At 61.2% G+C, this 25,678-nt stretch carries 23 protein-coding genes; 9 read left to right on the forward strand and 14 right to left on the reverse strand.

The features are described from left to right. Nucleotides 1-294: 294 nt before the first annotated feature. From IEX75_RS07800 to IEX75_RS07820, 5 genes are all read left to right on the forward strand, one after another. Complete coding sequence (locus IEX75_RS07800; protein ID WP_188793656.1) at nucleotides 295-5,283, forward strand: glycosyltransferase family 92 protein; 4,989 nt, start codon at nucleotides 295-297, stop codon at nucleotides 5,281-5,283. A gap of 225 nt (nucleotides 5,284-5,508) precedes the next feature. Further along, entirely contained in the window at nucleotides 5,509-6,675 is a 1,167-nt protein-coding gene (locus tag IEX75_RS07805; RefSeq protein ID WP_188793657.1) for an AAA family ATPase, read from the forward strand. Between the two features lie 71 nt (nucleotides 6,676-6,746). Beyond that, nucleotides 6,747-7,703, forward strand: a complete 957-nt coding sequence (locus IEX75_RS07810; RefSeq protein WP_188793658.1) for a bifunctional helix-turn-helix transcriptional regulator/GNAT family N-acetyltransferase — start codon at nucleotides 6,747-6,749, stop codon at nucleotides 7,701-7,703. A gap of 80 nt (nucleotides 7,704-7,783) precedes the next feature. Then, nucleotides 7,784-8,041: a helix-turn-helix domain-containing protein gene (locus IEX75_RS24430; RefSeq protein WP_188793659.1), complete on the forward strand. Its 258-nt coding sequence runs from the start codon at nucleotides 7,784-7,786 to the stop codon at nucleotides 8,039-8,041. After that, a complete protein-coding gene (locus IEX75_RS07820; protein ID WP_188793660.1) occupies nucleotides 8,031-9,266 on the forward strand; it encodes a type II toxin-antitoxin system HipA family toxin in 1,236 nt (411 codons plus the stop codon). The genes IEX75_RS24430 and IEX75_RS07820 overlap by 11 nt, the downstream gene beginning before the upstream one ends. Here IEX75_RS07820 and IEX75_RS07825 read toward each other — a convergent pair. From IEX75_RS07825 to IEX75_RS07890, 14 genes are all read right to left on the reverse strand, one after another. Continuing rightward, nucleotides 9,253-9,972, reverse strand: coding sequence for a class I SAM-dependent methyltransferase (locus tag IEX75_RS07825; RefSeq protein WP_188793661.1), 720 nt, complete (start codon nucleotides 9,970-9,972; stop codon nucleotides 9,253-9,255). The genes IEX75_RS07820 and IEX75_RS07825 overlap by 14 nt on opposite strands. A 43-nt stretch (nucleotides 9,973-10,015) precedes the next feature. Beyond that, nucleotides 10,016-10,684, reverse strand: coding sequence for a class I SAM-dependent methyltransferase (locus IEX75_RS07830; RefSeq protein WP_188793662.1), 669 nt, complete (start codon nucleotides 10,682-10,684; stop codon nucleotides 10,016-10,018). A gap of 40 nt (nucleotides 10,685-10,724) precedes the next feature. Continuing rightward, a complete protein-coding gene (gene flgL, locus IEX75_RS07835) occupies nucleotides 10,725-11,963 on the reverse strand; it encodes a flagellar hook-associated protein FlgL (protein WP_188793663.1) in 1,239 nt (412 codons plus the stop codon). Between the two features lie 15 nt (nucleotides 11,964-11,978). Next, complete coding sequence (gene flgK / locus IEX75_RS07840; RefSeq protein WP_188793664.1) at nucleotides 11,979-13,874, reverse strand: flagellar hook-associated protein FlgK; 1,896 nt, start codon at nucleotides 13,872-13,874, stop codon at nucleotides 11,979-11,981. A 192-nt stretch (nucleotides 13,875-14,066) separates the two neighbouring features. Further along, the gene (gene flgJ, locus IEX75_RS07845; protein WP_188793665.1) at nucleotides 14,067-15,020 is read right to left on the reverse strand and encodes a flagellar assembly peptidoglycan hydrolase FlgJ; all 954 of its coding nucleotides are present in this window, start codon (nucleotides 15,018-15,020) and stop codon (nucleotides 14,067-14,069) included. Continuing rightward, nucleotides 15,020-16,153: a flagellar basal body P-ring protein FlgI gene (locus IEX75_RS07850; protein WP_188793666.1), complete on the reverse strand. Its 1,134-nt coding sequence runs from the start codon at nucleotides 16,151-16,153 to the stop codon at nucleotides 15,020-15,022. Before IEX75_RS07850 ends, flgJ begins: the two co-directional genes overlap by 1 nt. Then, nucleotides 16,153-16,848, reverse strand: a complete 696-nt coding sequence (flgH, locus tag IEX75_RS07855; protein WP_229720693.1) for a flagellar basal body L-ring protein FlgH — start codon at nucleotides 16,846-16,848, stop codon at nucleotides 16,153-16,155. The genes IEX75_RS07850 and flgH overlap by 1 nt, the downstream gene beginning before the upstream one ends. A 10-nt stretch (nucleotides 16,849-16,858) precedes the next feature. After that, nucleotides 16,859-17,644 (reverse strand): flagellar basal-body rod protein FlgG, encoded by a 786-nt coding sequence (flgG, locus tag IEX75_RS07860; RefSeq protein ID WP_188793667.1) that lies wholly within the window; start codon nucleotides 17,642-17,644, stop codon nucleotides 16,859-16,861. Nucleotides 17,645-17,786: 142 nt separating this feature from the next. After that, entirely contained in the window at nucleotides 17,787-18,527 is a 741-nt protein-coding gene (flgF, locus tag IEX75_RS07865; RefSeq protein ID WP_188793668.1) for a flagellar basal-body rod protein FlgF, read from the reverse strand. 6 nt (nucleotides 18,528-18,533) lie between these two features. Continuing rightward, nucleotides 18,534-19,763: a flagellar hook protein FlgE gene (locus IEX75_RS07870; RefSeq protein ID WP_188793669.1), complete on the reverse strand. Its 1,230-nt coding sequence runs from the start codon at nucleotides 19,761-19,763 to the stop codon at nucleotides 18,534-18,536. Nucleotides 19,764-19,811: 48 nt separating this feature from the next. Beyond that, complete coding sequence (locus IEX75_RS07875) at nucleotides 19,812-20,495, reverse strand: flagellar hook assembly protein FlgD (protein WP_188793670.1); 684 nt, start codon at nucleotides 20,493-20,495, stop codon at nucleotides 19,812-19,814. 2 nt (nucleotides 20,496-20,497) lie between these two features. Beyond that, on the reverse strand, nucleotides 20,498-20,926 hold the full coding sequence (gene flgC / locus IEX75_RS07880) for a flagellar basal body rod protein FlgC (RefSeq protein ID WP_188793671.1): 429 nt from the start codon (nucleotides 20,924-20,926) through the stop codon (nucleotides 20,498-20,500). Next, complete coding sequence (flgB, locus tag IEX75_RS07885; RefSeq protein ID WP_188793672.1) at nucleotides 20,926-21,333, reverse strand: flagellar basal body rod protein FlgB; 408 nt, start codon at nucleotides 21,331-21,333, stop codon at nucleotides 20,926-20,928. The genes flgC and flgB overlap by 1 nt, the downstream gene beginning before the upstream one ends. 191 nt (nucleotides 21,334-21,524) lie before the next feature. Continuing rightward, nucleotides 21,525-22,451 (reverse strand): chemotaxis protein, encoded by a 927-nt coding sequence (locus tag IEX75_RS07890; RefSeq protein ID WP_188793673.1) that lies wholly within the window; start codon nucleotides 22,449-22,451, stop codon nucleotides 21,525-21,527. Between the two features lie 181 nt (nucleotides 22,452-22,632). On the opposite strand from IEX75_RS07890, the gene IEX75_RS07895 reads away from it, so the two are divergent. The 4 genes from IEX75_RS07895 (at nucleotide 22,633) to IEX75_RS07910 (ending at nucleotide 25,662) form a co-directional block, all read left to right on the forward strand. Beyond that, on the forward strand, nucleotides 22,633-23,943 hold the full coding sequence (locus IEX75_RS07895; RefSeq protein WP_188793674.1) for a methyl-accepting chemotaxis protein: 1,311 nt from the start codon (nucleotides 22,633-22,635) through the stop codon (nucleotides 23,941-23,943). After that, entirely contained in the window at nucleotides 23,940-24,725 is a 786-nt protein-coding gene (gene flgA / locus IEX75_RS07900; protein ID WP_188793675.1) for a flagellar basal body P-ring formation chaperone FlgA, read from the forward strand. The genes IEX75_RS07895 and flgA overlap by 4 nt, the downstream gene beginning before the upstream one ends. A 160-nt stretch (nucleotides 24,726-24,885) precedes the next feature. Continuing rightward, entirely contained in the window at nucleotides 24,886-25,197 is a 312-nt protein-coding gene (gene flgM, locus IEX75_RS07905; RefSeq protein ID WP_188793676.1) for a flagellar biosynthesis anti-sigma factor FlgM, read from the forward strand. 18 nt (nucleotides 25,198-25,215) lie between these two features. After that, nucleotides 25,216-25,662 carry a flagella synthesis protein FlgN gene (locus IEX75_RS07910; protein ID WP_188793677.1) on the forward strand — a complete coding sequence of 149 codons (447 nt, stop codon included), beginning with the start codon at nucleotides 25,216-25,218 and terminating at the stop codon, nucleotides 25,660-25,662. Nucleotides 25,663-25,678 lie beyond the last annotated feature (16 nt).

Below are 25,678 nucleotides of genomic sequence, written 5' to 3' on the forward strand. Positions count from 1 at the left end.
TGCTGTTGGCCCAACGAGATAAGTATGAAAAGTGTGATGGAGAGCGCTAAAGGTTTGGGTGATCCTGTCGAGCTGCGCCGATCACTGTAGGTTGGGGTGCAAACCCCAACATTGCCATGCATGCATAAATGGTGATGTTGGGGTTTGCACCCCAACCTACCGCTGCCCGCCCCAATTAAGGTTCCTTGGCACCAACATTGCTCCCACCCTCGCATACCGGCTTGGAACGCGCCGGAAGCGTCAGATTTCCGACGCCAGCGCGCCCACGCCCTATCGATCAGACGAGGAAACCACATGCGTTGTGTGCTTGCGATTTGCGCGGTGTTCAAGGACGAGGCCGCCTACCTGCGCGAATGGGTCGAGTTCCACCAGCTCATGGGCGTGGAACGCTTCTACCTGTACAACAACAACAGCTCGGATCGTTACCTTGACGCGTTGCAGCCGCATATGGCTTCCGGCGCAGTGGTACTGCACGAATGGCCGCAGCATCCAGCACAGTTGCAGGCATACGAGCACTGCCTGAAGACGCACGGCAGCGAAGCGGACTGGATTGCCTTCATCGACATCGACGAATTCCTGTTCGCCCCCAACGCCAAACTTTTGCCGGACGTGCTGGCCGATTATGCGGACCACCCCGCTGTGGGCGTGAACTGGGTGATGTTTGGCTCCGGCGGCCATATAACCAAGCCGCCGGGCGGCGTACTGGGGAATTATCTGCGCCGCGGCGTGCTCGACGGCGGCATCCCCTATCGGCAACCGGATGGCAGCTATCGTCCGGAGAACACGCACATCAAGAGCATCGTGCAGCCGTCCAAGGTCGTTGCATGCACCAATCCACACTTCATGCTGTACGCCGACAACATGCGTGCCGTGGATGAAAACGGCCGCCCCATGGATGGCGCATTTACTGAAAAAGTGTCGGTGGAAAAGCTGCGCATCAACCACTACTGGAGCAAGTCGGAAGAGGAATGCCGGCTGAAATTCGCCAAACCGCTGGCCGACAGCACAGGCACCAGGGATTGGAGCTGGTTTCTGGTGCATGAAAAAGTCCTCAACGAAACGCATGACGACGTCGTACTGCGCGTCGTCGCACAACTGGGCGTACTGCCACCGACGTGGCCGCTGGATAGTTTCGTGCGTAACGAGGAAGGTGTGTGGCATTCGCCGCTGCGCGACCGTCCCGCACACAAGACCATCCATGCCCTTGCCTCGCAGTTGTATGACGTGGTGAAAGACGCCGCCGATACCAGGGTTTATTCACCGGTATTGGCAAGAGACATTCACACCCGCACCAGCGCCCTGCATCTGTCTCCCCGGCGCGCCAACCTGTTGCAGGCATTCGACGCCTTTCCTCCCGGCACCCGGGTGTTGGAGATCGGCTGTGGCGGCGGCGCACTGACACGCGCCTGGGCCGAACGCGGCTGCGTGGTGGATGCCATCGAATTCGCACCGCACTGGGCGCGTGTTGCGGCGGCGCGCGTGCGTGATTGCCCGCACGTACGCGTGTTCCAGGCGAGCCTGCGTGAACTGGCTTTGCAGGCCGAATACGACGTGGTATCGCTCGCGGTCGCGGACGATTACGCCGAAGCCTGGCCGCGCGCGGATGCCCTGGGTGAAGCGATCGTTACCGCTGCCAAAGCGTTGAAGCCCAACGGCGTTCTCATGCTGGCGCTGCCCAACCGCCAGGCATCGCGCGCACTGCGCGACATTCCCTCGCGCGTGAAGATCGAAGCTGCCTTGCGCGCAACGGGCTTCGCCGAGATCGACACCCAGCTCGCCTTCCCGGATGCCCTGCTGCCGGAAGTACTGATTTCCGCGCAAGCACAACAAGCCGCACCTGAGTTGCGCCTGGACGATCTGATCGCACAGCGCCCCTTGCTGCGCGATGCCGGCAAGGAGGCGGTGCAATGGGAAATGCACTATGAGGCGGGGACACTGGCCGAGCACGCACCAGGCCTGCTGCTGGTGGCGCGCCGCAGCGGTACGTCCTCTCCCTTGCGCACGAACGTTCTTGCACAAAGCTTTGCCGATAATCGCGTTCCCGCAGGCAATACCGTTACCGAATACGTCTTGGAGAACGGCGCCTTGCGAGTCGCGCCGCGCGCGCTGTCGCCTGAGGCGACCTGGGTAGGCTCTGCTTTCGACCCCGTACGCGAGCCGCACCCGCTCGCCACCGGACGTTCGCTGCTGGTGTTGATCCGCAAAGCCATCCACGACCAGCGCACGGACCTGCTGGTCGCACTGCTGCGCAAATGGGGAGCACTCATCTACGCGCAGGCCAACGACGAGGACAAGATTCCCGGCGAATGGCTGGATGCCCTGCCTGCGCACATTTACCTGGAACCGGATGGCGAAAGCCTCTCCTTCCACGGCGGCGAATGGCGCGCACGGCAGCCGGTAGAAAAACAGATTCCGGTGTATGTGGGCCTGTGGCAGATCGCTTATGAAGCCGGCCTGGAAACGCTGCTCGGCCTGGCCTCGCCGGCCGAGCGCGTCACCTGGCTATGCAAGCGCCTGTTGATCGACGCCTCGGCGGAATGGACCGGGCACGGCCGCAACATCAACGAAGCCTTTGCACGTGAAATCCATGAAGGTGATTGCTGGAACCGCACCGACCGCCATCTGAAGATCATTCCCGAGTGGCTGATTCCGCCGCCGCCCTCGAATCTCTACAAGCATTGGCAGACGCAACTGCAACTCAGCGCAACCGCCGTAGCGCAGGCCATGCGCCGTATCGAAGCCTACGGCGCCCCGCGCGTGCAGGTGATCGTGATCGATCGCGACAACAACGTGGAAGCCGTGCAGGCCACGCAGAACAGCCTGGAAGCACAGCATTATCCGCACTACCAGTTGAGCGTGATCGGCAGCGACGACGTCATGCAGCGCCTCAACAGCGAGATCGCCGCCAGCGACGCGGACTGGGTGCAACTGCTCCATGCCGGCGACCTGTTGCATCCGGCCGCCTTGCTGCTGTTGGCCGAGCGCGCGGTGTCGCATCCTTATCTGCGCGCCGTCTATTTCGATGAAGACGCACACATCGGCGGCATGTTCGAGCAGCCGATCTTCAAGCCGGACTTCAACCTCGACATGCTGCGCAGCTATCCCTACGTGGGCCGGGCACTGGCCTTGCAACGCCAGCGCTGCATCGAGCTGGGTGGCCTGCAGGCGCATTACGGCGACATGGCGCCGTACGACCTGCTGTTCCGGCTGATCGAAACCGACGGGCTGCAAGCCATCGGCCATATCGCCGAAGTGATGCACCGCGCTGCACTGCCGTATGGCCAATGGCTGACCTCAGAGACGGTCAAAGCACACAGCGCAGCGATCGTCGCCAACCATCTCACCCGCATCCGCGTGCCGCATCGCATGGAGCCGGGCGTCCTGCCCGGCTTCAACCGCGTGGTGTACCAGCATGCACGGCAGCCGCTGGTGTCGATCATTGTGCCGACCAAGGATCAGCTGCCGCTGCTCAACGGCCTGATCGACAGCCTGCTGTCCAAGACCAGCTACTTCAACTACGAGTTGCTGATCATCGACAACAACACCGAAGAACCGGCGGCATGCGCCTACCTCGACGGCATCGCGCGATTGAATAGCCAGCAGTTGCGTGTGTTGCGCTACCCGCATCCGTTCAATTATTCGGCCATCAACAACTTTGCGGCGGCGCAGGCACGTGGCGAATACCTGATCTTGCTCAACAACGATACAGCCGTATTGCACGCGGACTGGATCGAAGCGCTGCTCAACCATGCACAGCGCCCGGAAGTCGGCATTGTCGGCGCCAAGCTGCATTTCCCTGATGGCCGCATCCAGCACGGTGGTGTGGTGCTGGGCTTGCGCGGCCCGGCCGATCACCCGTTCATCGGCCAGCCGATGGAAGCGGACGGCTACATGCATCGCCTGCGCGTGGATCAGAACTACACCGCGGTCACGGCGGCGTGCCTGATGATCCGCAAGTCCGTCTACGACGAAGTGGGCGGCCTGGACGAGCAGGATTTCAAGGTTTCCTACAACGACATCGACTTGTGCCTGAAAGTGCACAAAGCCGGCTACCTCGCCGTATGGACGCCGTATGCGCGCCTGATGCACGTGGGCAACGTCAGCCAGAACAAGGTGGACAAAACCGCGCAGGAAGCCAAGCAGAAACGCTTCGAAGGCGAGCAGCACGCGATGTACCGCAAGTGGCTGACGCTGCTCGCGCGCGATCCCGCTTACAGCACCAACCTCAGCATCGATGGGTCGGGGTTTGAACTGGATCCTCTGCGCAGCAAAGCCTGGCAACCGTTTGCGAGTCCGCTGTTGCCGCGCATGTTCTGCGTCGCGGCGGACGAACACGGCTGTGGTCATTACCGCATCCGCCAACCGTTTGCTTCGATGCAACGCGAGGGCATGGTGGAGGGCGTCATCGCCGGTGTGCATTTGACGCCGGTGGCGATGGAACGCTTCCAGCCCACCTCATTGGTGATGCAGCGGCAGATCAACGAACACCAGATCAAGCTGCTGGAAAGCTATCGCGATTATTCCAAGGCCTTCAAAGTGTTCGAACTGGACGACCTGATCCAGCAGATCCCGGTGAAGAGCATGTTCCACGGCCTTATGCCCAAGGACGTGGTGAAGTCGCTGCGCCGCGCCCTGTCCACGGTGGACCGTTTCGTGGTTTCCACGGATACCTTGGCGGAAGAATTCAAAGGCTTCCACGGCGATATCCGCGTGGTACTGAACCGCCTACCCGTGGATTGGTGGAGCCATTTGTCATCGCAGCGCCGTGTCAGTCGCAAGCCACGCGTGGGCTGGGGCGGCGGATCCAGTCACCGTGGCGACCTGGAATTGATTGCCGACGTGGTGCGCGATCTGGCCGACGAAGTGGAATGGGTGTTCTTCGGCATGTGCCCCGACAAGCTGCGTCCCTATGTGCATGAATTCCATACCGGCGTACCGATCGAGGAATATCCGCGCAAACTCGCTTCACTGAATCTGGATCTTGCGCTGGCACCGCTGGAAGAGAATGCGTTCAATGAATGCAAGAGCAATTTGCGCCTGCTCGAATACGGTGCCTGCGGCTTTCCGGTGATCTGCACCGACATCGTGTGCTATCAGAATGATCTGCCGGCTACGCGCGTAAAGAATCGCTACAAGGATTGGATGAGCGCGATTCGTATGCACCTGGATGACCTGGATGCGACGGCGAAGACTGGCGATGCGTTGCGCGATGCGGTGCTGAAGGATTGGATGCTGGAAGGCGACAAGCTGGTGGCTTGGCGGGATGCGTGGATGCCGAACTAGCATGCCTTGCCGCTCCTCCCTGCGAGGATAAGGTTGGGGTGAGCGCCGTGCTTGCCGAAAACGTCTTTGCAAGTACTCGTAGGTTGGGGTGCAAACCCCAACATCGGAATGTATGTGGATGGCGATGTTGGGGTTTGCACCCCAACCTACGGACCACGATCTTGCTCGGTCCAAGTACTTCGTGTAGTCATGCGGCCTCTGGATGCCTGTCTCGGACGACCACGCATGCTTACAACGCTGGCGATAGCCAATTACCGTTCCTTGCGTTCACTGACCCTTCCACTGGGTCGATTGAACCTGATCACCGGCCCCAACGGCAGCGGCAAATCGAATCTTTATCGCGCCTTGCGCTTGCTCGCTGAAACCGCGCATGGCGGTGTAGTGAATGCGCTGGCGCGTGAGGGTGGCTTGTCCTCGACACTGTGGGCCGGGCCCGAACGTATATCGCGCAGGATGTTGCAGGGCGAGGTGCCGGTCCAGGGTGGGCCACGCCTGGAACCGATTGCGCTCAGGCTTGGTTTTGCCGGCGACGATTTCGGCTACGCGATCGACCTCGGTCTTCCCGCACCGGCGAATGCACCAACCGCTTTCAGCCTCGATCCGGAGATCAAGCGCGAGGCTATTTGGGCCGGGCCTTTCCTGCGTCCCTCGAATGTCCTGGTTGATCGGCAAGGCTCACTGGCAAAGGTCAAGGACGGGCGCAGCTGGCGTGTCGTGGCCAAACACCTCAACCCGTTCGAAAGCATGTTCACCCAACTTGCAGATCCCGAGCGTGCGCCAGAAGTGCTAACGATGCGCGAGGCAATTCGCGGCTGGCGTTTCTACGACCATTTCCGCTCGGACCGAGATGCACCGGCGCGATTGGCACAACTGGGCACGCGTACCCCAGTACTGAGCCACGACGGCAGCGATCTCGCAGCAGCCTGGCAGACCATTCGCGAGATTGGCGATGGACAAGCTCTGGATGAAGCCGTCGAGGACGCTTTTCCTGGCGCGTCGGTCGGGGTAGACATCAGCAATGACCGCTTCGGCCTAATCTTCAAACAACACGGCTTGTTGCGCCCGCTTTCCGCCAGCGAATTGTCGGACGGCACGCTGCGCTACCTGCTGTGGATCGCCGCGCTGCATACGCCACGGCCGCCATCCCTGATGGTGTTGAACGAGCCGGAGACCAGTCTTCATCCCGACCTGCTCCCCGCCTTGGCGCGCTTGATCGGACAAGCTGCATCGAAAAGCCAGCTATGGGTGATATCGCACGCATCCAGGCTTATTGCTGCGCTCGAAGACCTGCCTGTCTGCAACACCATCTCACTCGAAAAGGAGCTAAGCCAGACACGCATCATCGGGCAACGGGAACTGGATGAACCGGCATGGCATTGGCCTGAGCGTTAGCGATCCACCCATAGTTGACTGAGTCAACTATCTAGGCGTACCTTCTGGCCACCGGTCCCCAAGGTACGCCCATGCCCATCTCCGAGTCGCTTTCCCATCAAGCCGAAGCCGTCCGCAGCTTCAACCGCTTCTACACCCGTCAGATCGGCGTACTCGACGAAGGGCTGCTGGCCAGCCCCTTTACCTTGACGCAAGCTCGCGTGCTGTTCGAACTGGGCACGCGCAAAACCGTCACCGCGGGCGAGATCGGCGAGTTGCTGGGCCTGGACGCGGGTTATCTCAGCCGCATGGTGCAGGGTTTCATGACGCAGGGCCTGTTGACGCGGCAGCCATCCAAAGAGGACGGACGGCAATGGTTGCTGTCGCTGACGAACGAGGGACGCAAGGCGTTCCGCGAACTGGACCGCACCTCGCATCAGCTTACGGCGTCGCATTTGTCCCGCCTTTCGGAACCAGGACGACATCGTCTTTTGGCGTCGATGAAGGAAGTACAGCGATTGCTCTCGCCCGCTAACGACGCCGGCAAAGTCGTCATACGCACTCATCGCATCGGCGATATCGGCTGGGCGATTGAACGTCATGGACAGCTTTATGCCGACGAATTCCATTTGAATGAAGCATTCGAAGCCCTGGTCGCTACGCTGTTCGCCCAATTCGCCAGCAAGCACGATCCCGCCAAGGAACGCATGTGGGTCGCCGAAGTGGATGGCGAGCGCATGGGTTGCGTGTTCGTGGTGCGCAATGCGGAAGACCCAACCGTCGCGCAGCTCCGCTGCCTGCTCGTCGACCCGAAGGCGCGCGGCCTGGCCATCGGCAAGCAGCTGGTCGACGCGTGCATTGCTTTTGCCACCGAAGCCGGCTACGCCAGGATGATGCTATGGACCAACGACATCCTGGTTTCTGCCCGCCGTATCTACCAGGCGGCCGGCTTCTCGCTGGTATCGGAGGAACCGCACCATAGCTTTGGTCATGACATGGTGGGGCAGGTTTGGATGCGCGAGTTTGGAGTTAGCTCCAGCAAGCTTTGATTTGCCGGAACACCGTGCGGGAAGGCTGTCGCATGTAACGTATACGTGACATTGACGGTAAAATGTGCAATATATGGCACATGTCGTCCGCGCCTCTCACCCGCCTTGGTCACGCCATCCGCAACATGCGCCAGCACCGCGGGCTGACGCAGCAGGACCTTGCGTCCCGGGCCGGCGTCCCTCGGCGAAAAGTCATCGAAGTGGAGCAAGGCTCTCCTCGAGTGGCCATCGAAACCTATGCCAAGGTCGCTCATGCCCTGGGCGGGGAGCTATCCGTCGCTCCCGCGCGACGTCCCACGCTCGAAGAGCTGAGGGAGATATTCACCGATGAAGACTAAAGCGGTCGAGCATTTGCGGGTCAGTACCCCGCAAGGCGACTCAGGCATCCTCTCGCGCGAAGCGACCGCGTATTTCTTCCAATATCACCCTTCCATCCATCCAGCGGCCGAAGTCAGTCTGACCATGCCGCATAGGATCGAGCAGTACCGCGACGAACAGCTCTTTCCTTTGTTCGAGATGAACATGCCGGAAGGGTATGTCCTGGAGGAGTTGCGCAATCGCTTTGCCAAGGCGGGCCGATTCGATCCCATGCTGTTGCTCGCCCTTACCGGCCATGAGGCTGCTATCGGCCGCGTCATGGTCGACACACCCGAGGTGTCGCCCGATGACTCAGACAAAGGCGTATCACTCGCGCAAATTCTCGCCTGGGATGGCGCGGAAAATCTTTTCGCCGAACTCTCTCGCCGATACCTGAAGCGAAGCGGCGTATCGGGCATTCAACCGAAACTGCTCGTACCGGAAGACAACCGTGACGAGGTATACGGAAAAGGCGCACTCACAACACGCGAACTGATCGTCAAAAGTGCCGGCGACAGATATCCGGGCCTGGCGGTCAACGAGTTTATTTGCATGAGCATCGCCAAGGCGGCAGGCATTCCAGTCCCCGAGTTCCATCTGTCCGAAAACAGACAGCTGTTCGTCATGCGGCGCTTCGATCGCACGCCTGAAGGCAAGGCTCTGGGTTTCGAAGACATGGCCGTGCTCACGGGAAGATCCACGGCCGACAAATACAAAGGCAGCTATACCCAGATAGCCAACGCTCTACAAATGTTCTGCGCAGCAGAATACAGGTCACAAGCATTGACCCAGCTGTTCGATCAAGTGGCTTTGTCCTGCATCGTCGGCAATGGAGACGCGCACCTGAAGAATTTCGGTGTGCTCTACACGGACCCTGTGGTTGGTGACGTGCGCATGGCACCCGCCTACGACATCGTCAACACCACCTGTTACATACCAGAAGACGGACTTGCCTTGTCTTTAAAAGGCACGCGCAATCTGTTCGTGGCGCGTGTGGAACTCATGGCATTCGCACACGATTGCGAAGTGACTGACGCACGCGAACGCATCGGCGGCATCATGGAAGCTTGCACGGCAACGCTGGCTGCACATGCCGTGTTACTTGAGGATTTCCCTGAACTCGAATCCGCCATTCGACGCGGCCTGGCGCAGTTCCAATCCACCTATAGCTCCACCACGCGGACACATTCATTCAAATCAACTTGAACAATTTTCCCGGCACATTCTGGAAATTCACCGCACTCGCCAGCAGCGTCCCGCGCTGATACGAAAAACTCTTGTCCGTGGTCGGCTGGAAGAATTCGATGAATTCCAGGCTGCGCTTGCCGAGCACGAAGCCGCCGATCAAGGGCGGATTCACCGCATACATCATCGGCACCAGCGCCATCATCGAGCTGGCCGGCACGCCGATCAGGTGTTCTTCCAGGTCGCCGCTTTGCTGGCTGTGTTGCGGATAAAACCACAGCGGCGTGCTGATGAAGAGAAAGGAATCGTTGCCCATGCTGGTAAGCAAGGTACGTAAAAGCCACTTTGCCGTCTCGGCATTGAGATGCTCGATCACATCAAGCAGGCAGATGATGTTGTACTGGGCGAAGCGGTCGGAGGGAATGCTTTGCGCCAGGCCGTGCCAAGCGTTGCGGTAGATCTTTTGTTCGAACAAGGCCTGGTTGGCGAAGGCGCCCTCGAATCCGTCCACGCCGTCGACCGACCAATGCTGGGTGGCAGGATGACTTTTGATCAATTGGCCGAGCCCACCCATGCCGAAACCGATGTCGAGCACTTCGACGTTCGCGGCATTGTCCTGCATGATGTGGAAGATCAATTCCTTGGGCGATGCCGAATCGCCGGCAGGTAGCAGCTGCGTATCGATGGAATCGATCTGTTGATAGTCTTTGAGAACCTGCCGCAACATACGTGGCCTTCGATAGATAGGGGTCAGTAGCGTCTGTCGTTGATCAGACCGGGATGGCCTTCACGACGAACTGGAACACGTTTGCGTCCTGCACCGCCTGCTCCGGATTTCCACCGGCCACCTGGGCCATGGCGCGGATGTACGGGGCGAACTGCTCGCCGCCGGGATGGTTGAGCATGCGCGTGATGCCCGTGACGATGCCGAAGCCTGCGCGCTGGAACATCTCCAGCAACGTAACGCGCGTAAACCAGCGCAGATGGGTACGATCCAGCAGGCCGGCCGGCTCGTAGCGGAAATCGCCGCAGCTCAAGCGTGCCTGGATGCTCCAGTGCTGCACGTTGGGCACGCAAGCCAGCAAACAGCCGTCGGCGGGCATGATCTCGCGCAGGTTGGCCAGCAATTGCCAGGGATCGCGCAGATGCTCCAGCACGTCGGCAAAAACCCAGCAGTCGGCATGGAAACGGTCGCGCAGAAAATCTTTGTCTTTGGTTTCAATGTCGAACGAAAGCACTTCGTCGCAGTGGGCGGCCGCCATCTGGGTGTATTCCGGCACGATATCCACGCCCACGTAGTGCGCATGCGGATTGAGTTTCTTGTACTCGCGTGCGAGCACACCGGAGCTGCAGCCAATCTCGACGACACGGCGCCGGTCGAGCGGCATCAGGTTGAGCACGTCTTGGTTGTGGATCTGATTGACAGGTGTTTGTTGCATGATGTGAAAACTCCGGATGCGCAAAGCCCGTGCGGGTGTATCAGCGGATGTAGTCGAACAGGCTGGTGCCCTGGATCTTGGCGAACACCTGCTGCGACGCCTGCAGCGCCGTGGATTGCAGCGAGAGATTGCTGATGGCCGTCGCCATGTCGACGTCCTGCACGTCGGATAGCGCGCTCTTGTAGGTCACGCTGAGGTCGGAGTAACTGGTGCTCTGCTGTTGCAGCGTATCGATGCGGCTGCCAACGGAAACCTGCGCATTGGACACCGAATTCATCGCCTGGTTGAGCGACTCGAGCTGGCGGTTGAGCGTGTTGGCAACGGAGGTCGAGCTGCCGCCGCTCTGCAGGGCGGTGATCATGTTGTTGAGCGTGGTGAAGACGTCCTGCGTGTTGGATGCGCTGTCCGATTGCACCTTGACCGTATCGCCCGAGTTCGGCGTACCACTCATATTGATGGTGATGCCGTTGAAGCTGATGCTGCCGCCATCGGTATACGTGCCGGTAACCGGATTGCCGCTGCTGTCGGTGACGGGATTGCCCGCCGCATCCGTCACGCTGTAGGTGCCATTCGCGCCAAAAGTGATGGTGTCGTTGACCGGTCCTGATGCTGTGGCAGCGCTCCACGCGGCGGCATTGGTGACACTGTTCGAACCCACGATCAGCGTGCCGGTATTGCTGCTGCCCGCGCTGGAAACGAATGAACCGTTGCCGGCGGCGAGGTTCATGAAAATGTCGCTGCCGGAATCGCTGCTGGCCACCTGCAGACCACCGCCGACGGCGGTGAAGGATTGTTGGTCGTTGCCGGCATACGTCACCGCGCCCGTGCTGCTGTTCGTCACGAACGGCGTGTTGGTCGTGCTGGTTCCGGTAAATAGTGCCTGCCCGTTGCCGTCGGTGGTGTTGGCGAGCTGCACGAGCTGGTCGCGGTATTGCGTGAGCTGCGTGGCCATGTTGCTCAGGTCGGAAGACGACATGGCGCCGTTGATCGCACCCAAGGCGATATCGTTCACGCTGCTCAGCAGGTTGTTGACGGTCGTGAGCGTGCTCGACTCGGTGGACAGGCGCGTATTGGCAGCATTGATGTTGCTGGTGTACTGCGTGTTCTCGGCAAGAATGTGATTCAGCTGCACGACCTGCGCCGCACCCGTGGGATTGTCCGACGCCACGTTGATGGAATAGCCGGTGCTGATTTCGTTTTGCGTCTGCGCCAGCGCACTCTGCTGGTCGAGCATGGTGTTGACTTGCTGCTGGTACATCCAGGCGGTGGAGATGCGCATCGTAGAACCCTGCTCTTAACCGTATTGAATGGCGGTGATCAGACTGCTGAAGATCTGCTCGGCGGTCGTGATGACTTGCGCCGAGGCCTGGTAGGCCTGCTGGAACTGCACGAGGTTGGCCGCTTCCTGGTTCATGTTCACGCCCGCGTAGCTCTGTTGCGTGCTCATCGCCTGGTTGTAGATGTTGGTTTGCGTGGTGAGGTCGGCACTGGCCAGGCTGCCGGCGCTGCCGATCTGCGCCGTGAGATTGGCGTAGCTGGCTATCACCGACGTCTTGCCGCCGTTGGTCACGCCGGTATCCGACAGTGCCGCCAGCGACAGCGCATTGCTGTTGTCGTTGAGGCCATTGGTATTGGCCGATACCGCGAACGTGTCGCCGCTCGCCGGCGTGCCGGTCAAACTCATGCTCCAACCGTCGGCAGTGATCGGCTGGCCGGCGGTGTACGTGCCGGTGGTCGTGTTACCTGCACCGTCGACAATCGTGTAGTTGCCGCCCGCGCCGAAGGTGACGGTGGCGCCGGAAAGCAGATTGCTGTTCGCCGAGTTGGTCACGCTCACCGAGCCTGCCTTGCCCGTGCCGGTGTTGCTCGTTCCTGCCGAAGCCGTCAGCGCGGCAGCGGCGGCAATGCCATTCGGATCAGTCATGACGACCGATAGCGAGGTCGAAGCGTTGCGCGTGGGCTCGATTTCATAGCTGTCGCCGGTCTGCGCCGTGCCGGACACGCTGAAAGTGAGACCATTCGCGGACAATGTGCCATTGGCATTGGCGGTAAGCGCCACGTTCTGGCCGCTCGTCGTCGACAAGGTCCAGCCGTTGGTGCCGGTGCCCGTACCGGTGTAGCGCAGCAGGTAATCGGATGTGGTGAGCTGCGACACGTCGCTGACGGATGCCGTGATGGTCGCGCCACCGGTGGAATTCTTGTTCGACGGCAACACGGACGGCGAACCGACACTGAAAATCGCCTGGCCTTGCTGGCCATTGAGATTCAGTCCCGCGGCCTGCTGGCCGTTGACGCTGGAAGCCAACGCAATCGCCGACTGGCCCAACGCGTTTTGCGCGGGCGCCAGAACCGTGTCGCGATAGCTCAACAACGCACCAAGCGTTCCACCGCTCAGTTGCGAGGTAATGTCGTTGCCCGCGCTGTCGTACACGTCGGTACTGCCGGGATCGTATTGATTGGCGCCGCTGGACAGCGCATACGACTGCGCGCCGCTTACCAGCGTGCCACCGGCCGAGGTGTACACGCTGACCGAACCATCATTGCTGGTCGACGCGGAAATGCCGGTCAGTCCGGCCAACTGCTGCACCAGGCTATCGCGTTGGTCAAGCAATGCGTTCGGATTGCCGGTGCTGCCGGCCTGCAGGATCTGGTTGTTGAGCTTGGCGATCTGCGAAGCCAGGTTGTTGATGCTGGTGACGGTACCGCCGATCTGCTGGTTGACCTGTGTCGACTGGGTGCTGAGCTGCTGGCCGAGCGTGTTGAACACACTGGTCAGCGAGGAAGCGCTGCCCAAGGCCGCCTGACGCACCGAGGAAGAAGTCGGCGAATTCGCCACGCTGCTGAAGCTGCTGTAGAGGTTGTCCAGTGATGTCTGCAAATTGCCGCTGTTGCTCAGGAAGCCATTGAGCGCACTGGTGAGATTGTTGTTGGTGGTCGCGTTTTGCAGGCTGCTGTTGCCGCTCCACACCGCCTGTGTCAGGTATTGGCTGTAGGCGCGCTGCACCGCCGTCACGTTCACGCCGGAGCCGATCGTGTATTGGCCGTTGCTCTGCCCGATCGTTTCCGCCTGCAGCACGCTTTCCTCGCTGTAGCCGCTGCTGCTGGCATTGGCGATGTTGTTGCTGACGGTGCTTAGCGCGACCTGGGCAGCGTTGAGGCCGGAAATGCCGATGTTGAGGATGCTGGACATGAAATGGGCATTTCCTTGGTCAGTAACGGATTTGCCATGCCGTCATGCCGGCGCAAGCCGGAATCCAGTTTGAATATGCCGTGCGAAGCACACAAAACCTTTTATATCGTGTGCTTCGCACCGCATGTTTTGCCTGGATTCCGGCCTGCGCCGGAATGACGACGGCGAGAGAGGGTGGTACCCGTCGGCTAGTCATAAATTCGGCACTCCCACCGATTTCTTGAGCGCATCCAGGGCCTGCCGCATCATGCCGCTGTTGGCGATGGCCGCCACCTTGCCTGCGTATTCGGGGTCGGTGGCGTAGCCGCCTTCGACCAGCGCGCGGGCATAACCCAGCGTGTCATCGCCACGGCCAAGCGCACCAACATAGCGCGGGTCCTTGCCGATCAGGTCGGCGTAATCGGCCAGCGATTCGGCGGTGGATTTATAGGAACGGAATTGCGCCTGTTTGCGCACGGCGATACCGCCTTCGTATTCCACCGTCGGCACGTTCACACGTGAACCGTCCCAGCCACCGCCGGCCTTGATGCCGAACAGGTTGAAGCTGCTGCTGCCGTCGGCATGCGTGGGCATGTGCTTGCCCCATTGTGTTTCCAGTGCGGCCTGCGCCAGCACCGTGCGCAGCGACAGGCCCAGTTCTTTCGCCACGATGCTGGCCTGCGGCGCGAGTTCGCGCACAAAGGCTTCGGCATCCTGCGGTAGCCAGGCCATCGCCTTGCGCGCCGTGGATTGCGTGGCGTCGGCAACGGCGAACAGGCGTTGTTTCCAGTCGTCGACGAGACCCGCGGCATGCGGATCCACCGCACCTGCATTATTCGCATCGCCCTGGCCATGACCACCAAGCTGGTGGACCAGCAAGTCGGCGATGCCCAGTCCTTTGCCGTGCTGGGAAAGATTCAATGCCAGCTGCTGGTCATACATGTCCTGCCAGGAGTCGGTGGCCTGGCTTTCGAACAAGGGGTCGCCGAAGTTGGCTTCGCGCATCGACTTCAGCAGCATCTCGGTAAACATCGACTCGAACTGCTTGGCAACCGCCGGCAATGCGGCATTGCTGTCCTTATCGGCCTGGTGACGCAGCGCGCCGAACCCGGACAGATCTGTCCAGGTGCTCAGCGTTTGCGCTGCGACGTTGCCGATGTCAGCCATTAGATGACTACCAGGTCTGCATGCAAAGCGCCGGCTTGCTTGAGCGCTTCAAGAATGGAGATCAGATCCGTCGGCGTCGCGCCAACCTGATTCACCGCACGCACAATCGAATCCAGGCTCACGCCAGGACCGAACTTGAACATGTGTGCGCCTTGCTGGGTGATCGACACGGCACTGTTCGGTACCACCTGGGTGGTGCCGTTACTGAAGGGACCAGGCTGGCTGACCTGTGGCTGCTCGCTGATCGTCACCTGGATCGAACCATGCGCCACCGCGGCAGCCGTCACGCGCACGTCCGCACCGATCACCACCGTGCCGGTACGCGAATTGACGATCACGCGCGCAGGCGCTTCGCCGGGATCGACATCCAACGCTTCGATCGCGCCCAGCCACGCTACTTTCTGGCTGGGATCAACAGGCCCGCGCACGGCAACGGAACCGCCGTCGAGTGCATGCGCCGTGCCGGAACCGTACAGATGGTTGATGGCATCGACGATGTGATTGGCGGTGGCGTAGTCGGCGGTATCGAGGTTCAGCACGATATCGCCGCCACGATTGAAGGAATTGGGCACGATGCGTTCGACCGAAGCACCATTGGGAATGCGGCCACTGGCGGAAACGTTGATCTGCACGCTGGAACCGCTGCGGCCCGATGCACTGACACCACCGACCACGACGCTGCCTTGGGCGACGGCATAGACGTTGCCATCGGCACCACGCAGCGGTGACATCAATAGCTCGCCGCCACGCAGGCTCTTGGCATTGCCGATGGAAGCGACCGTTATGTCGATCGTCTGCCCTGGCTTGGCGAACGGCGGCAATTCCGCCGTGATCGTCACCGCAGCAACGTCTTTCAGCTGCGGCTGAATGCCGGTGGAAGGAATCGACACGCCGAATTGCTTCAGCATGTTCTCCAGGCTTTGCGTGGTGAACGGTGCCTGCGTGGTCTGGTCGCCGGTGCCGTCCAGGCCTACCACCAGGCCGTAACCGACGAGCTGGTTGCTGCGTACACCGGCAACTTGCACGAGGTCGCGGATCTTGTCGGCGTGGGCGGTGGGAATGAAGCCCAGCGTCGAGACAAGCAGCGCGACAACGCCGACGAGCAGACTAGGTTTACGCCACGGTGCGCTCATCAGAACGGCATCCATTTGGAGTTGAAGAACTTCGCCAGCCAACCCTGCGTGTTCGCCTCATTCAAGGTGCCGCGGCCGGTATAGGTGATGTTGGCGTCCGCCACACGCGTGGAATCGACCGAGTTGTCCTGCGCGATGTCTTCGGGACGCACGATGCCGGAGATGCGGATCAGCTCCTGGCCCTGATTGATCGTCAGCCATTTCTCGCCCTTTACCAGCAGACCGCCGTTGGACAGGCGCTTGGCCACCGTCACCGTAATTTGGCCGGTAAGCTGGTTGCTTTGCGTGCTGCTGCCGGCGCCATCGAAACTGTTGGCAGAGTTGAGTGCGGAATTGGCCGACTGTCCCGCGATCTTCAGCGACTGGCCCAGGATCTGCGGTGCACCGACATTCACCTTGTCGGTCTTGCTGGTGGTCGTTTCGGATTTCTTGCTGGCCTGCATCGCTTCGACCAGATTGATGGTCAGGATGTCGCCCACGCGATGCGCGCGTGCATCGTTGAACAGCTCCATGTTCTGCATGTCGTGATAGATCGAGCCATCGGGTGGCGGCGGCGAGGTCTCCTCGACGGGCGCCGTGGCGGCCCATTTCGCATCATCCTGCTTCTGGTGTTCCTGGATGGCACCGCAGCCGGCAAGCGCTGCAGCGAGCAGCGAGACGGAAGCAATGCGTAACCACATGGACGCATAAGACATAAATCACCCATCAAGTCTTGTTGATCACGAACTGCAACATGTCGTCCACGGCGCTGATCGACTTGGAGTTCATTTCATAGGTACGTTGCGCCTCGATCATGTTCACCATCTCCTCCACCACGTTGGTGTTGGACGATTCCAGCGAGCCTTGCGCGAGCGTGCCCATGCCGTTGACGCCGGGCTGCCCGGTCTGTGCCGTGCCGCTGGATTGGGTTTCCAGATAAAGGTTCTGGCCCATCGGCTGCAGGCCGGCGGGATTGACGAAATTGGCGAGCTGGACCACACCGAGCGTCGTCGACGCGGTGGAGCCGTTGCTGGTGGCGCTGATCGTGCCGTCGGTACCAATGGTGACGCTGTTGACGTTTGACGGCAGCGTGATCGCCGGGACCAGCGGATAGCCATCGGCGGTAACCAGCTGGCCGGTGGAATCTTCATGCAGCGAACCATCGCGCGTGTAGGCGACGGTGCCATCCGGCAGGCTTACCTGGATGAAGCCGTTGCCTTGGATCGCCACGTCCAGCGAATTGCCGGTTTGCGTGACGGCGCCCTGTGTAAACAGTTTTTCGCTGCCGACCACTTTCACACCGGTGCCGAGCAGCAAGCCAGTGGGCGATTGCGTTTGTTCCGTGGTCTGGCTGCCGGGCTGGCCTTCGTTCTGGTACATCAGATCCTGGAACGAAGCGCGCGACGTCTTGAAACCAGTGGTGCTCGCGTTCGCCAGATTGTTGGAGATCACGTCCATCTGCGTCTGCTGCGCATCCAGGCCGGTCTTGGCGATCCAGAGGGAAGAGAACATGGCTTACTCCGTGGTATGCGTTCGCCGTGTAGGTTGGGGTGCAAACCCCAACATCGCGATGTTTGGGAGGCAGGGAAGTTGGGGTTTACACCCCAACCTACGTGCCGAGTGTTCGTTATGCGGCAAGTGTCCAGTCATGGCATCAGCTCGACTGCAGCAACTTGGTGCTGTCATCCGCGTCGTCTTCCGCGGTCTTGATCGAACGCACCTGCATTTCGTACTGGCGCGACAGCGAGATCATCTTCACCAACTCGGAAGACGGATTGACGTTGCTCGCTTCGAGCGCGCCCGAGGTCACCGTCACCGTGCTGTCGGTATCGGCGGTGCTGCCGTCGTTCATGTGCATCAAGCCATCGGCACCCTCGGACATCTGCGTAGGGTCCGGATTGACCAGCTTGATCTGTCCCACCGCAGCGACGGTGTCAGGCCCCTGCCCCATCGGTACGGTGGAAATCGTGCCGTCGGCGCCGATGCTGATTTTTGCAGCGTCGGGAATGGTGATCGGACCGCCCGACCCCATCACCGGATTGCCGCGTGAATCGGTGAGGCTGCCGTCCGGGCCGAGCTGCAGATCGCCTGCACGCGTATAGGCCTCGGTGCCATCCGGCGCCTGCACCGCAATCCAGCCCGGGCCGTTCACGGCGACATCGAGCGAACGGCCAGTGCGCTGGATCGTGCCTTGCGTATCGTCCTGTCCCACGCCTTGCGCCACCGCATTGATGCGCGTGTTGGCGCCAGGACCGAGCACCGGCACGCTTTGAAACGCGCTGAGCTCGCTCTTGAAGCCGACGGTGGATGCGTTGGCCAGGTTGTGGCTTACCGCATCCTGCGCACGCATCGTCTGCGTGGCACCGGTCATGGCGATGTAGACGGAACGGTCCATGCGCTATTACCCGCCGCGTGAAACAGCCTGGAACAGCGTTTGCGACAGCGAGTTCACCGTGCCCAGCATCTGTGAGTTCGCTTCGTAGTCCTGCTGCGCCTGGATCATGTTGACCAGCTGCGCGGTGGTGTCGGACGTGTTGGAGGTTTCCAGCTGGCCCTGCTCGATGTTGCCGAACTGGCCGACGCTTGCCGTACCCAGCACCGCGGTGCCGGACGACTGCGTCGCCAGCCAGCGGTTGTTGCCCACTTGCTGCAAGCCCTGCAGGTTGGCGAAGTTGGCCACGGCGATCTGGCCGAGCTGGCTCGTCTGGTTGTTGGAGTAGACCGCCGTCACGGTGCCGTCGGTGCCGATTTCCACGTTTTCCAGTACGCCGGCCTCGTAGCCGTTCTGGTTGATCGTGCCCGGTGCGTACGCCGTGCCGAACTGCGTCGTGTTGGACACGTTCAACGTCATGGTGGCGGGGAACGAGGCGCCGTTGGTCGGCTGCGTCGGCGTAAAGCTCAGCGTGCCATTGGCCGGCGTGACCAGCGCGCCGGCGCTGTTGAACGTCATCGACGCCGTGCCGGCGCTGTTGCCGTCGATATAAAGATTCGCGTTCCAGGTGTTGTTGGCGGTCTTGACGTAATAGATCGTCGCCGAGTGCGAACCGCCCTGCGAGTCATACACGGTCAAGGTGGATGCATTGTTGTAGCTGTTCACGTCGGTCGGACTGAACGGCGTGTCCACGGGCAACGACGCACCGGCAGGCAGATTCGAGCTGGCGGTGATCGTGCTTGTCGCCGTCGCCGCGCTTTGCGCGGTATTGAGCTGCAGGTTGGTGAGTGTGCTGGTGTTGAAGCCACCGGCCGCATTCGGCGGATAGACCTGCAGTTTCGAGCCGTCCGCGGTGACGACGTCGCCATTGGCGTCTTCATGGAAAGCGCCGTCGCGCGTGTATTGATTGCCGGTGCCGTTGTTGACGATGAAGAAACCATTGCCGCTGAGCGCCATGTCCAGGCTGCCGTTGGTGGTTTCCAGGTCGCCCTGGGAGAACCCCTGCGCCACGCCGGTGAGTTCCGCGCCGCTGCCTACGGCCACCGAGCTCAGATTGAGGCCGGTTACCGCATACACCTCGGCGAATTGCGCGGTAGAACCCTTGAAGCCCACCGTACCTGCGTTGGCGATGTTGTTGGAAATGACGTTCAACTGGTCCTGGGCCGCGTTGATGCCACTGAGCGCCTGATTGAGAGCCATGCTTTTTCTACCCCCTGGATGATGACGATGCGCGCGATCGGTGCGTCGTCAGTTGATCTGTGCGACCTGGCTCAGCGGCACGCCGCCGATACCCGCCACTTGCAAATAGGTGCCTGTGCTGCTGCCGCCGTAGCCGACACCGGTCACCGAACCGGCGACGTAGGTCGTCAGTGCGGCGCTGTTGCCGCCGTTGTTGGCCGACACGGTGTAGGTGCCGTTGGCGACGGTGTTGCCGCTGCTGTCCTTGCCATCCCAGGTGAACGGGGCGAGGCCGGCTTGCTGCGTGCCGAGGTCGATGCTGTTGACGGTGTTGCCGTTGGCATCCTTGATGGTGACGACTACATCGCCCGCGGCACTGACGTTCACGCCGCCGTTGACCGAGCTGCCGCTGTACGTAAGCGCGTTCGACGGCACCAACACCTGTCGTCCAACCAGGCTGGCGGAACTGAGCACCTGCGCACTCTGCGCATTCGCGCTGATGCTGCTGCTCATACCGGTCAGGCTGGTCTCGATGTTCTGCAAGGCACCCAGCTGGCCGAACTGCGCCATCTCGGAGGCCATCTGCGAGCTGTCCATCGGCTGTGTGGGATCTTGTGCCGTCAACTGCGTGGTCAACAGCTGCAGGAAATCGGACTGCGTCATGGTCGAGCCGGTCGGCGTGCTGGTGACCGTGCTGCCGGTGAGGCTCAAGCCCGAAGTGGAGTAACTGCTGGTGCTTCCAACGGCGCTCATGCTCAGCTACCTAAATTGATGGTTTTGATCATCAGTTGCTTGGTGGTGTTCATTACTTCCACGTTGTTCTGATACGAACGCGACGCGGAAATCATGTTCACCAGCTCGTCGATCGGATTGACGTTGCTGCCGTAGACGAAACCATTCGCATCCGCCATCGGGTTGCCTGGCTCGTAATGCGATTCCACCGGCTGCTGGCTTTCGGTAACGCCCGCCATGCGCACGCCGACATTGGCGTTTGCGTCTTGCGCGGTTGCGCCGCTTTGTTGCTGCAGCACCGGCGCGAACATCAGTTCCTTCGCCTTATAAGCGGTGTTGGGACTGTTGCTGACGCTGTCGGCGTTGGCGAGATTGCTGGCGACGGTATTGAGCCGCAGCGACTCGGCGGACATGCCGGAACCGGCGGTGTCGAAAATCTTCATCAGGGACATTAGCTTTGTCCTCCACCATTGATGGCCAGGCGCAGCTGCTGAATCGTGCTGTTGATGAAGCTGAGGCTTGCCTGGTAATGCACCATGTTGCTGGCGAACGCGGACTGCTCTACCTGTGCATCGACGGTGTTGCCGTCCATGCTCGGCTGCAGCGGCACGCGGTATTTCAAGGCGTCGGTGGATTCGCTGGTAGTCGCCATCTGGCCCGGCGAAGGTGTGTTCAATGCCAGCGTTCCCGATGGCTCACCGCTCGCCTGTTGCAACACCTGGCGGAAATCGACATCGCGCGCCTGGTAATTGGGTGTGTCGGCGTTGGCGATGTTCGACGCAATCACTTCGGAACGGTGCTGCCAGACATCCAGTGCCTGGCCACTCAAACCGAACACATTGTCGAGAAGATTGCTCATGACGAAGTCCCCGCGGCGATAACGCCTGCGGAGAGGTTTGAGCAAGTTGCATGCCACGGCTTGACAACGCCGCGCAAACCGCATGGCCAAGCCATTTGTGGCGATGTGCATCGACCGCGCATGCAGCGCGGCGACGTTATACCGGCGCGGCGGGACAGAATCCCGACGGCATCGCTATGGCAAATCCAACGTCAATTTGTTGACGGGTCCATCAGCTCCAAAACGGTTTTCGCCAGCAAATCGGGCTGGAACTTGGCAATAAAGCGGTCGGCGCCGACATCGCGCACCAACGCTTCATTGAAGACGCCACTTAAAGAGCTATGCAACACCACTTTGAGCTGACGCAGCGCGGGCGTTTCGCGGATCGCGCGCGTCAAGGCATAACCATCCAGCCGGGGCATTTCGATATCCGAAATCACCAGCGTGATGCGTTCGTCATGGCCTTCCATCATGTGGGTGAGCAGTTCCAGCGCTTCCTGGCCGTCTTGTGCAATCACGCAATCGAGGTTCATCTGCTTGAACAGATGGATCAGCCGGCCGCGCGCCACCACGGAATCGTCCACCACCATGATGCGGCGCGTGGGCAGATGCCGGTGTTCGGCTTGCTGCTGCAGATGCGGCGAGACGTCCGTCACCACTTCTTCAATGCTGGCCAGCACGTGCTCCACGTCGATCACCGCCATCAGCTGGCCGTCGATGCGGGTCACTGCGTTGACACGGTTGCCGAAACCCAGCGTGACGGATGGCGCCTCCAGCGACTCACCGGTGCAATGCACGATGCGTTGGAAATCCGCCACCAGGAAACCCTGCATGGAGCGGCTGAACTCGGTTACCACCACATGTGCGGACGCCACGTCGGTCAGCGGCGGATAGCCCATGGCTAGGCCCAAGTCGATCACCGGAATGGTTTTGCCGCGGTAATCGAAACTCCCCGCCAGCCATTCGTGCATGCCCGGCAGCTTTTCCATCACCGGCTTGCGCAGTACTTCGCGCACCTTGAACACGTTGATGCCGAACAACTGCTTGTCGCCCAGGCGAAACAGCAGCATCGCCACGCGATTGTGGCCGGCGAGGCGGGTGTGGCTTTCAACGCTATCGAGCAGCGCTGTTGTGCTCATGGGATTGGCTGGTTAATGGCGATGATCGCGTATCGGCCAGCGTGGGTCGTTCTTGAGACCGCGTAGGTTGAGGTACAAACCTCAACCTACGCAGCCGCGCAACGTGGCATACCGTTTGCTTCCTCAACTTTCGACGTTTCCCGCCGATGTCTGGAAACCCATCAACGGAACTCTTTTGTCTATGAGTCTGATCCGCAGCCAGCATCTGGCCGCCCTGATCCAAGCCGCACTGGCCGGTAACGAGGCCGACGTTGCGCGGTTGAGCCGCAAGCATCCCGGCGTGGCTGCGTTGCTCGCGCCGGTGTTTGCGCGGCTGGCGCCACGTGCACCGGCGGCGGTGGCCTTGCAGTCGCTGGAACAACAAAGCCTGGTGCTGACGCATTCGCAGACCTTGCATCGCGAGCAAGCAGGCCTGGAACAATCGATCGGCGAAACCCGCGACAGCGTCGGACAGTTGACGGAGGGTAGCGCCGGCATGGCGGCGACCCTGCAGCAAGCGCAAGGCGGTGTCGAACAGGCCGCCAAGGCCGGCGAACAAAGCTCGGCCAACGTGAGCGAACTCAACGGCCAGTTGCGGCTGTTGCGCAGCGCGCTGTCGGCCATGAACCAGAGCCAGAGCCTGCTGACCGAACAAGTGGCGCAAATTCGCGCGCTCACCACCAGCGTGCAGGACATCGCCCATCAAACCAACCTGGTTGCCTTGAACGCCGCGATCGAAGCGGCGCGCGCCGGCGATGCCGGCCGCGGCTTTGCCGTGGTGGCCGATGAAGTCAAGCAACTGGCCGAGAAAACCACCGCCGCGACGGCGGAGATCGAAACCGTCACCAGTTCGATCGGCGAGTTCTCGCTACAGATGAACGGCAACGTGCAACAGAGCCTGCAGCGGTTGGAACGCGCGCAGACCGGCGTCACCGCGACGGAACGCACGCTGCAGCAAGGCAGCGAAACGCTGCAGGGCGCGGGCGATCGCCTGCGTTCGCTGCGCGACAGCCAGGATGGTTTGCAGGTGCGCGCCACCACGTTGAAAGCCACGCTGGGCGCCTTGCAGCGCCGTGCGTATGAGTCGCGCCGTCACGGCGAAGCGCTCGGCCGTGCGGCAGCACTTGCCCATCGCCTGTGCCTGAGCTGGCTGGAAGGCGAAAGCGGCAACGACACCGCCAGCCTCAGCCTCACCGTGCGCGAGTCGGTGATCGGTTTGCGCCAGAGCATGGAACTGGCGCTGCAGGAACCCACCTCGCTCGATCGGCGCTGGTTCGATACCGACGTGTTGAAGCGCAGTCTCGACCGGCTTACCGCGCGGCATGGCAGTGATTCCTCACGCACCAGCCTGCACGCATCGGCGGTGCGCTTGCGTGAGCATGGCGAAGCGTTTCTGGAATTGCTCGGCAATGGGCAGTTCGAGCAGGCGGCTCAAATGTCCGAGAAGCTGGAGAGTGAGCGCGAGGCGATCAACAGCCAGCTGGCGACGATCCTGGCTGGCGAGGGGGCATGAGGTTTCCACGCGCACCGATGCGTCATGTAGGTTGGGGTGCAAACCCCAACGTCGCCATGCGTGTGCGGGGCGCCACGTTGGGGTTTGCACCCCAACCTACTTGGGCTTTCGCGGCAGTGTTGCTGCTGGCACTCGCCAACCTCGCCCACGCCGACACCACCGCCACCGACCTGCGCGCTGCCGCCGAACAAGCTGTCCGCACGCAATTTGGCACCACCGGCAGCCGCGTGGTCATCGTGCCCACGCGACTCAACCCGCGTTTGCATCTCGCAGCCTGTGCGCATGCCCTGCAGACCCGCATTCCGGTACGCCAAGGTATCCCCTCGCGCGTCGCCGTGGCGGTGAGCTGCGCCGGCACGCCGGGCTGGACCATCCAGGTGCCGGTACAAATGCAAGTATTCCGCAACGTACTGGTCACCAGTCACCCGATGGCGCGCGGAGACATCCCCGCCCCCGGCGACGTGCACACCGAAGAACGCGACGTGGCGCGGCTGGGCTATGGCTATATCGAAAGCCTCGATCAGATCCTCGGCCATTCACTGGGCCGGCCGCTGATTGCCGGTGTGGTGCTGGAACCAGGCGACTTCAACGGCCGGGAGACCGTGCACTCGGGTGAAGAGGTGGAACTGGTGGCCCAGCTCGGCGGCATTGAAGTGCGCACCCATGGCATGGCGCTGGACGCTGGGGACACCGGCGCCCGCCTGAGGGTCCGAAATGACAATTCTGGCCGAATTATCAACGGTGTAGTGATCGGGGAAGGCCAGGTCCAGGCCCTCCCTTGAAAGGATGCTCTGACGGGTTTTGCATATGCAAAATCCGTCAGAACATCCTCGAGGACGAACCGACATACTGCAGGCGATCGGCACTTGAGGAATCGCCCTCAAGTTTTTCAGGAGGACGCCGATACTCCAAACAAGGCATATCGAGAGAACGCCAAGAACCATGAATACTACGATCTCGTCCAACGGCTTACCGCAGCTTCCGCTCGCGACCACCACCGCGGATAACAGCGCCGCCCAGACCGCTGCGGCGACGCCTTCGGCCAGTTCTTCGGCCGCGCAGACCGACGACCGCGTGAACCTGACCGATTCGGCCCGTGCCCTGCAGGAAGCCAGCAGTGCCAACGCGCCGGTCGACACCCAGAAGGTGGAGCAGATCAAGCAACAGCTGGCCGCCGGCACCTACAAGGTCAATGCGAACGCCATCGCCAACAGCCTGGTTTCGCTGGAAGGCCAGATCGGCGGCAGCAAGTAAGAATAAGAAACCCATGCCATGAGCCCTAACCTGCAGGCTGAACTCGGTGTCGCGCTGCGCGCCGTCCTGGACGAGATGAGTGCGACCACGGCACAACTCATCACCGTGCTGGACGAAGAACGCGAAGCGCTGAACGCCGCCGATGCCAAAGCGCTCAACCGCTCGGGCGAAGCCAAGCAGATGCTGATGCGCCGGCTCGAACAGCTCGACGTGGAACGCCTGCACCTGTGCAGCACGTCGGCCGAAGCCGCGCAGCAAGTCGAGACGCAATGGCAGGAATTGTTGAAGTCGCTGACGGTCTGTCGCGACAAGAATCAACGCAACGGCGCACTGGTAGGCCAGCGCCTGGCGCAGGTACGGCGTGCGCTGGCGGTACTTACCGGCAGCGATACACAAACCGGCACCTACGGCCAGAACGGCACGCTGCAGGACACGCATCGATCCGTACAACTCGCCCAGGCATGAAGCATTTTTCGGGCGT

It is taken from the genome of Dyella nitratireducens (genome assembly GCF_014642835.1).
Taxonomy (GTDB): Bacteria; Pseudomonadota; Gammaproteobacteria; order Xanthomonadales; family Rhodanobacteraceae; genus Dyella_B; species Dyella_B nitratireducens.

Bases quoted from the DNA above. Each gene is read 5' to 3' on its own strand.
- IEX75_RS07800 (WP_188793656.1), top strand. From the start codon at position 295: ATGCGTTGTGTGCTTGCGATTTGCGCGGTGTTCAAGGACGAGGCCGCC.
- IEX75_RS07805 (WP_188793657.1), top strand. From the start codon at position 5,509: ATGCTTACAACGCTGGCGATAGCCAATTACCGTTCCTTGCGTTCACTG.
- IEX75_RS07810 (WP_188793658.1), top strand. From the start codon at position 6,747: ATGCCCATCTCCGAGTCGCTTTCCCATCAAGCCGAAGCCGTCCGCAGC.
- IEX75_RS24430 (WP_188793659.1), top strand. From the start codon at position 7,784: ATGTCGTCCGCGCCTCTCACCCGCCTTGGTCACGCCATCCGCAACATG.
- IEX75_RS07820 (WP_188793660.1), top strand. From the start codon at position 8,031: ATGAAGACTAAAGCGGTCGAGCATTTGCGGGTCAGTACCCCGCAAGGC.
- IEX75_RS07825 (WP_188793661.1), bottom strand. From the start codon at position 9,972: ATGTTGCGGCAGGTTCTCAAAGACTATCAACAGATCGATTCCATCGAT.
- IEX75_RS07830 (WP_188793662.1), bottom strand. From the start codon at position 10,684: ATGCAACAAACACCTGTCAATCAGATCCACAACCAAGACGTGCTCAAC.
- flgL (WP_188793663.1), bottom strand. From the start codon at position 11,963: ATGCGCATCTCCACCGCCTGGATGTACCAGCAGCAAGTCAACACCATG.
- flgK (WP_188793664.1), bottom strand. From the start codon at position 13,874: ATGTCCAGCATCCTCAACATCGGCATTTCCGGCCTCAACGCTGCCCAG.
- flgJ (WP_188793665.1), bottom strand. From the start codon at position 15,020: ATGGCTGACATCGGCAACGTCGCAGCGCAAACGCTGAGCACCTGGACA.
- IEX75_RS07850 (WP_188793666.1), bottom strand. From the start codon at position 16,153: ATGAGCGCACCGTGGCGTAAACCTAGTCTGCTCGTCGGCGTTGTCGCG.
- flgH (WP_229720693.1), bottom strand. From the start codon at position 16,848: ATGTCTTATGCGTCCATGTGGTTACGCATTGCTTCCGTCTCGCTGCTC.
- flgG (WP_188793667.1), bottom strand. From the start codon at position 17,644: ATGTTCTCTTCCCTCTGGATCGCCAAGACCGGCCTGGATGCGCAGCAG.
- flgF (WP_188793668.1), bottom strand. From the start codon at position 18,527: ATGGACCGTTCCGTCTACATCGCCATGACCGGTGCCACGCAGACGATG.
- IEX75_RS07870 (WP_188793669.1), bottom strand. From the start codon at position 19,763: ATGGCTCTCAATCAGGCGCTCAGTGGCATCAACGCGGCCCAGGACCAG.
- IEX75_RS07875 (WP_188793670.1), bottom strand. From the start codon at position 20,495: ATGAGCGCCGTTGGAAGCACCAGCAGTTACTCCACTTCGGGCTTGAGC.
- flgC (WP_188793671.1), bottom strand. From the start codon at position 20,926: ATGTCCCTGATGAAGATTTTCGACACCGCCGGTTCCGGCATGTCCGCC.
- flgB (WP_188793672.1), bottom strand. From the start codon at position 21,333: ATGAGCAATCTTCTCGACAATGTGTTCGGTTTGAGTGGCCAGGCACTG.
- IEX75_RS07890 (WP_188793673.1), bottom strand. From the start codon at position 22,451: ATGAGCACAACAGCGCTGCTCGATAGCGTTGAAAGCCACACCCGCCTC.
- IEX75_RS07895 (WP_188793674.1), top strand. From the start codon at position 22,633: ATGAGTCTGATCCGCAGCCAGCATCTGGCCGCCCTGATCCAAGCCGCA.
- flgA (WP_188793675.1), top strand. From the start codon at position 23,940: ATGAGGTTTCCACGCGCACCGATGCGTCATGTAGGTTGGGGTGCAAAC.
- flgM (WP_188793676.1), top strand. From the start codon at position 24,886: ATGAATACTACGATCTCGTCCAACGGCTTACCGCAGCTTCCGCTCGCG.
- IEX75_RS07910 (WP_188793677.1), top strand. From the start codon at position 25,216: ATGAGCCCTAACCTGCAGGCTGAACTCGGTGTCGCGCTGCGCGCCGTC.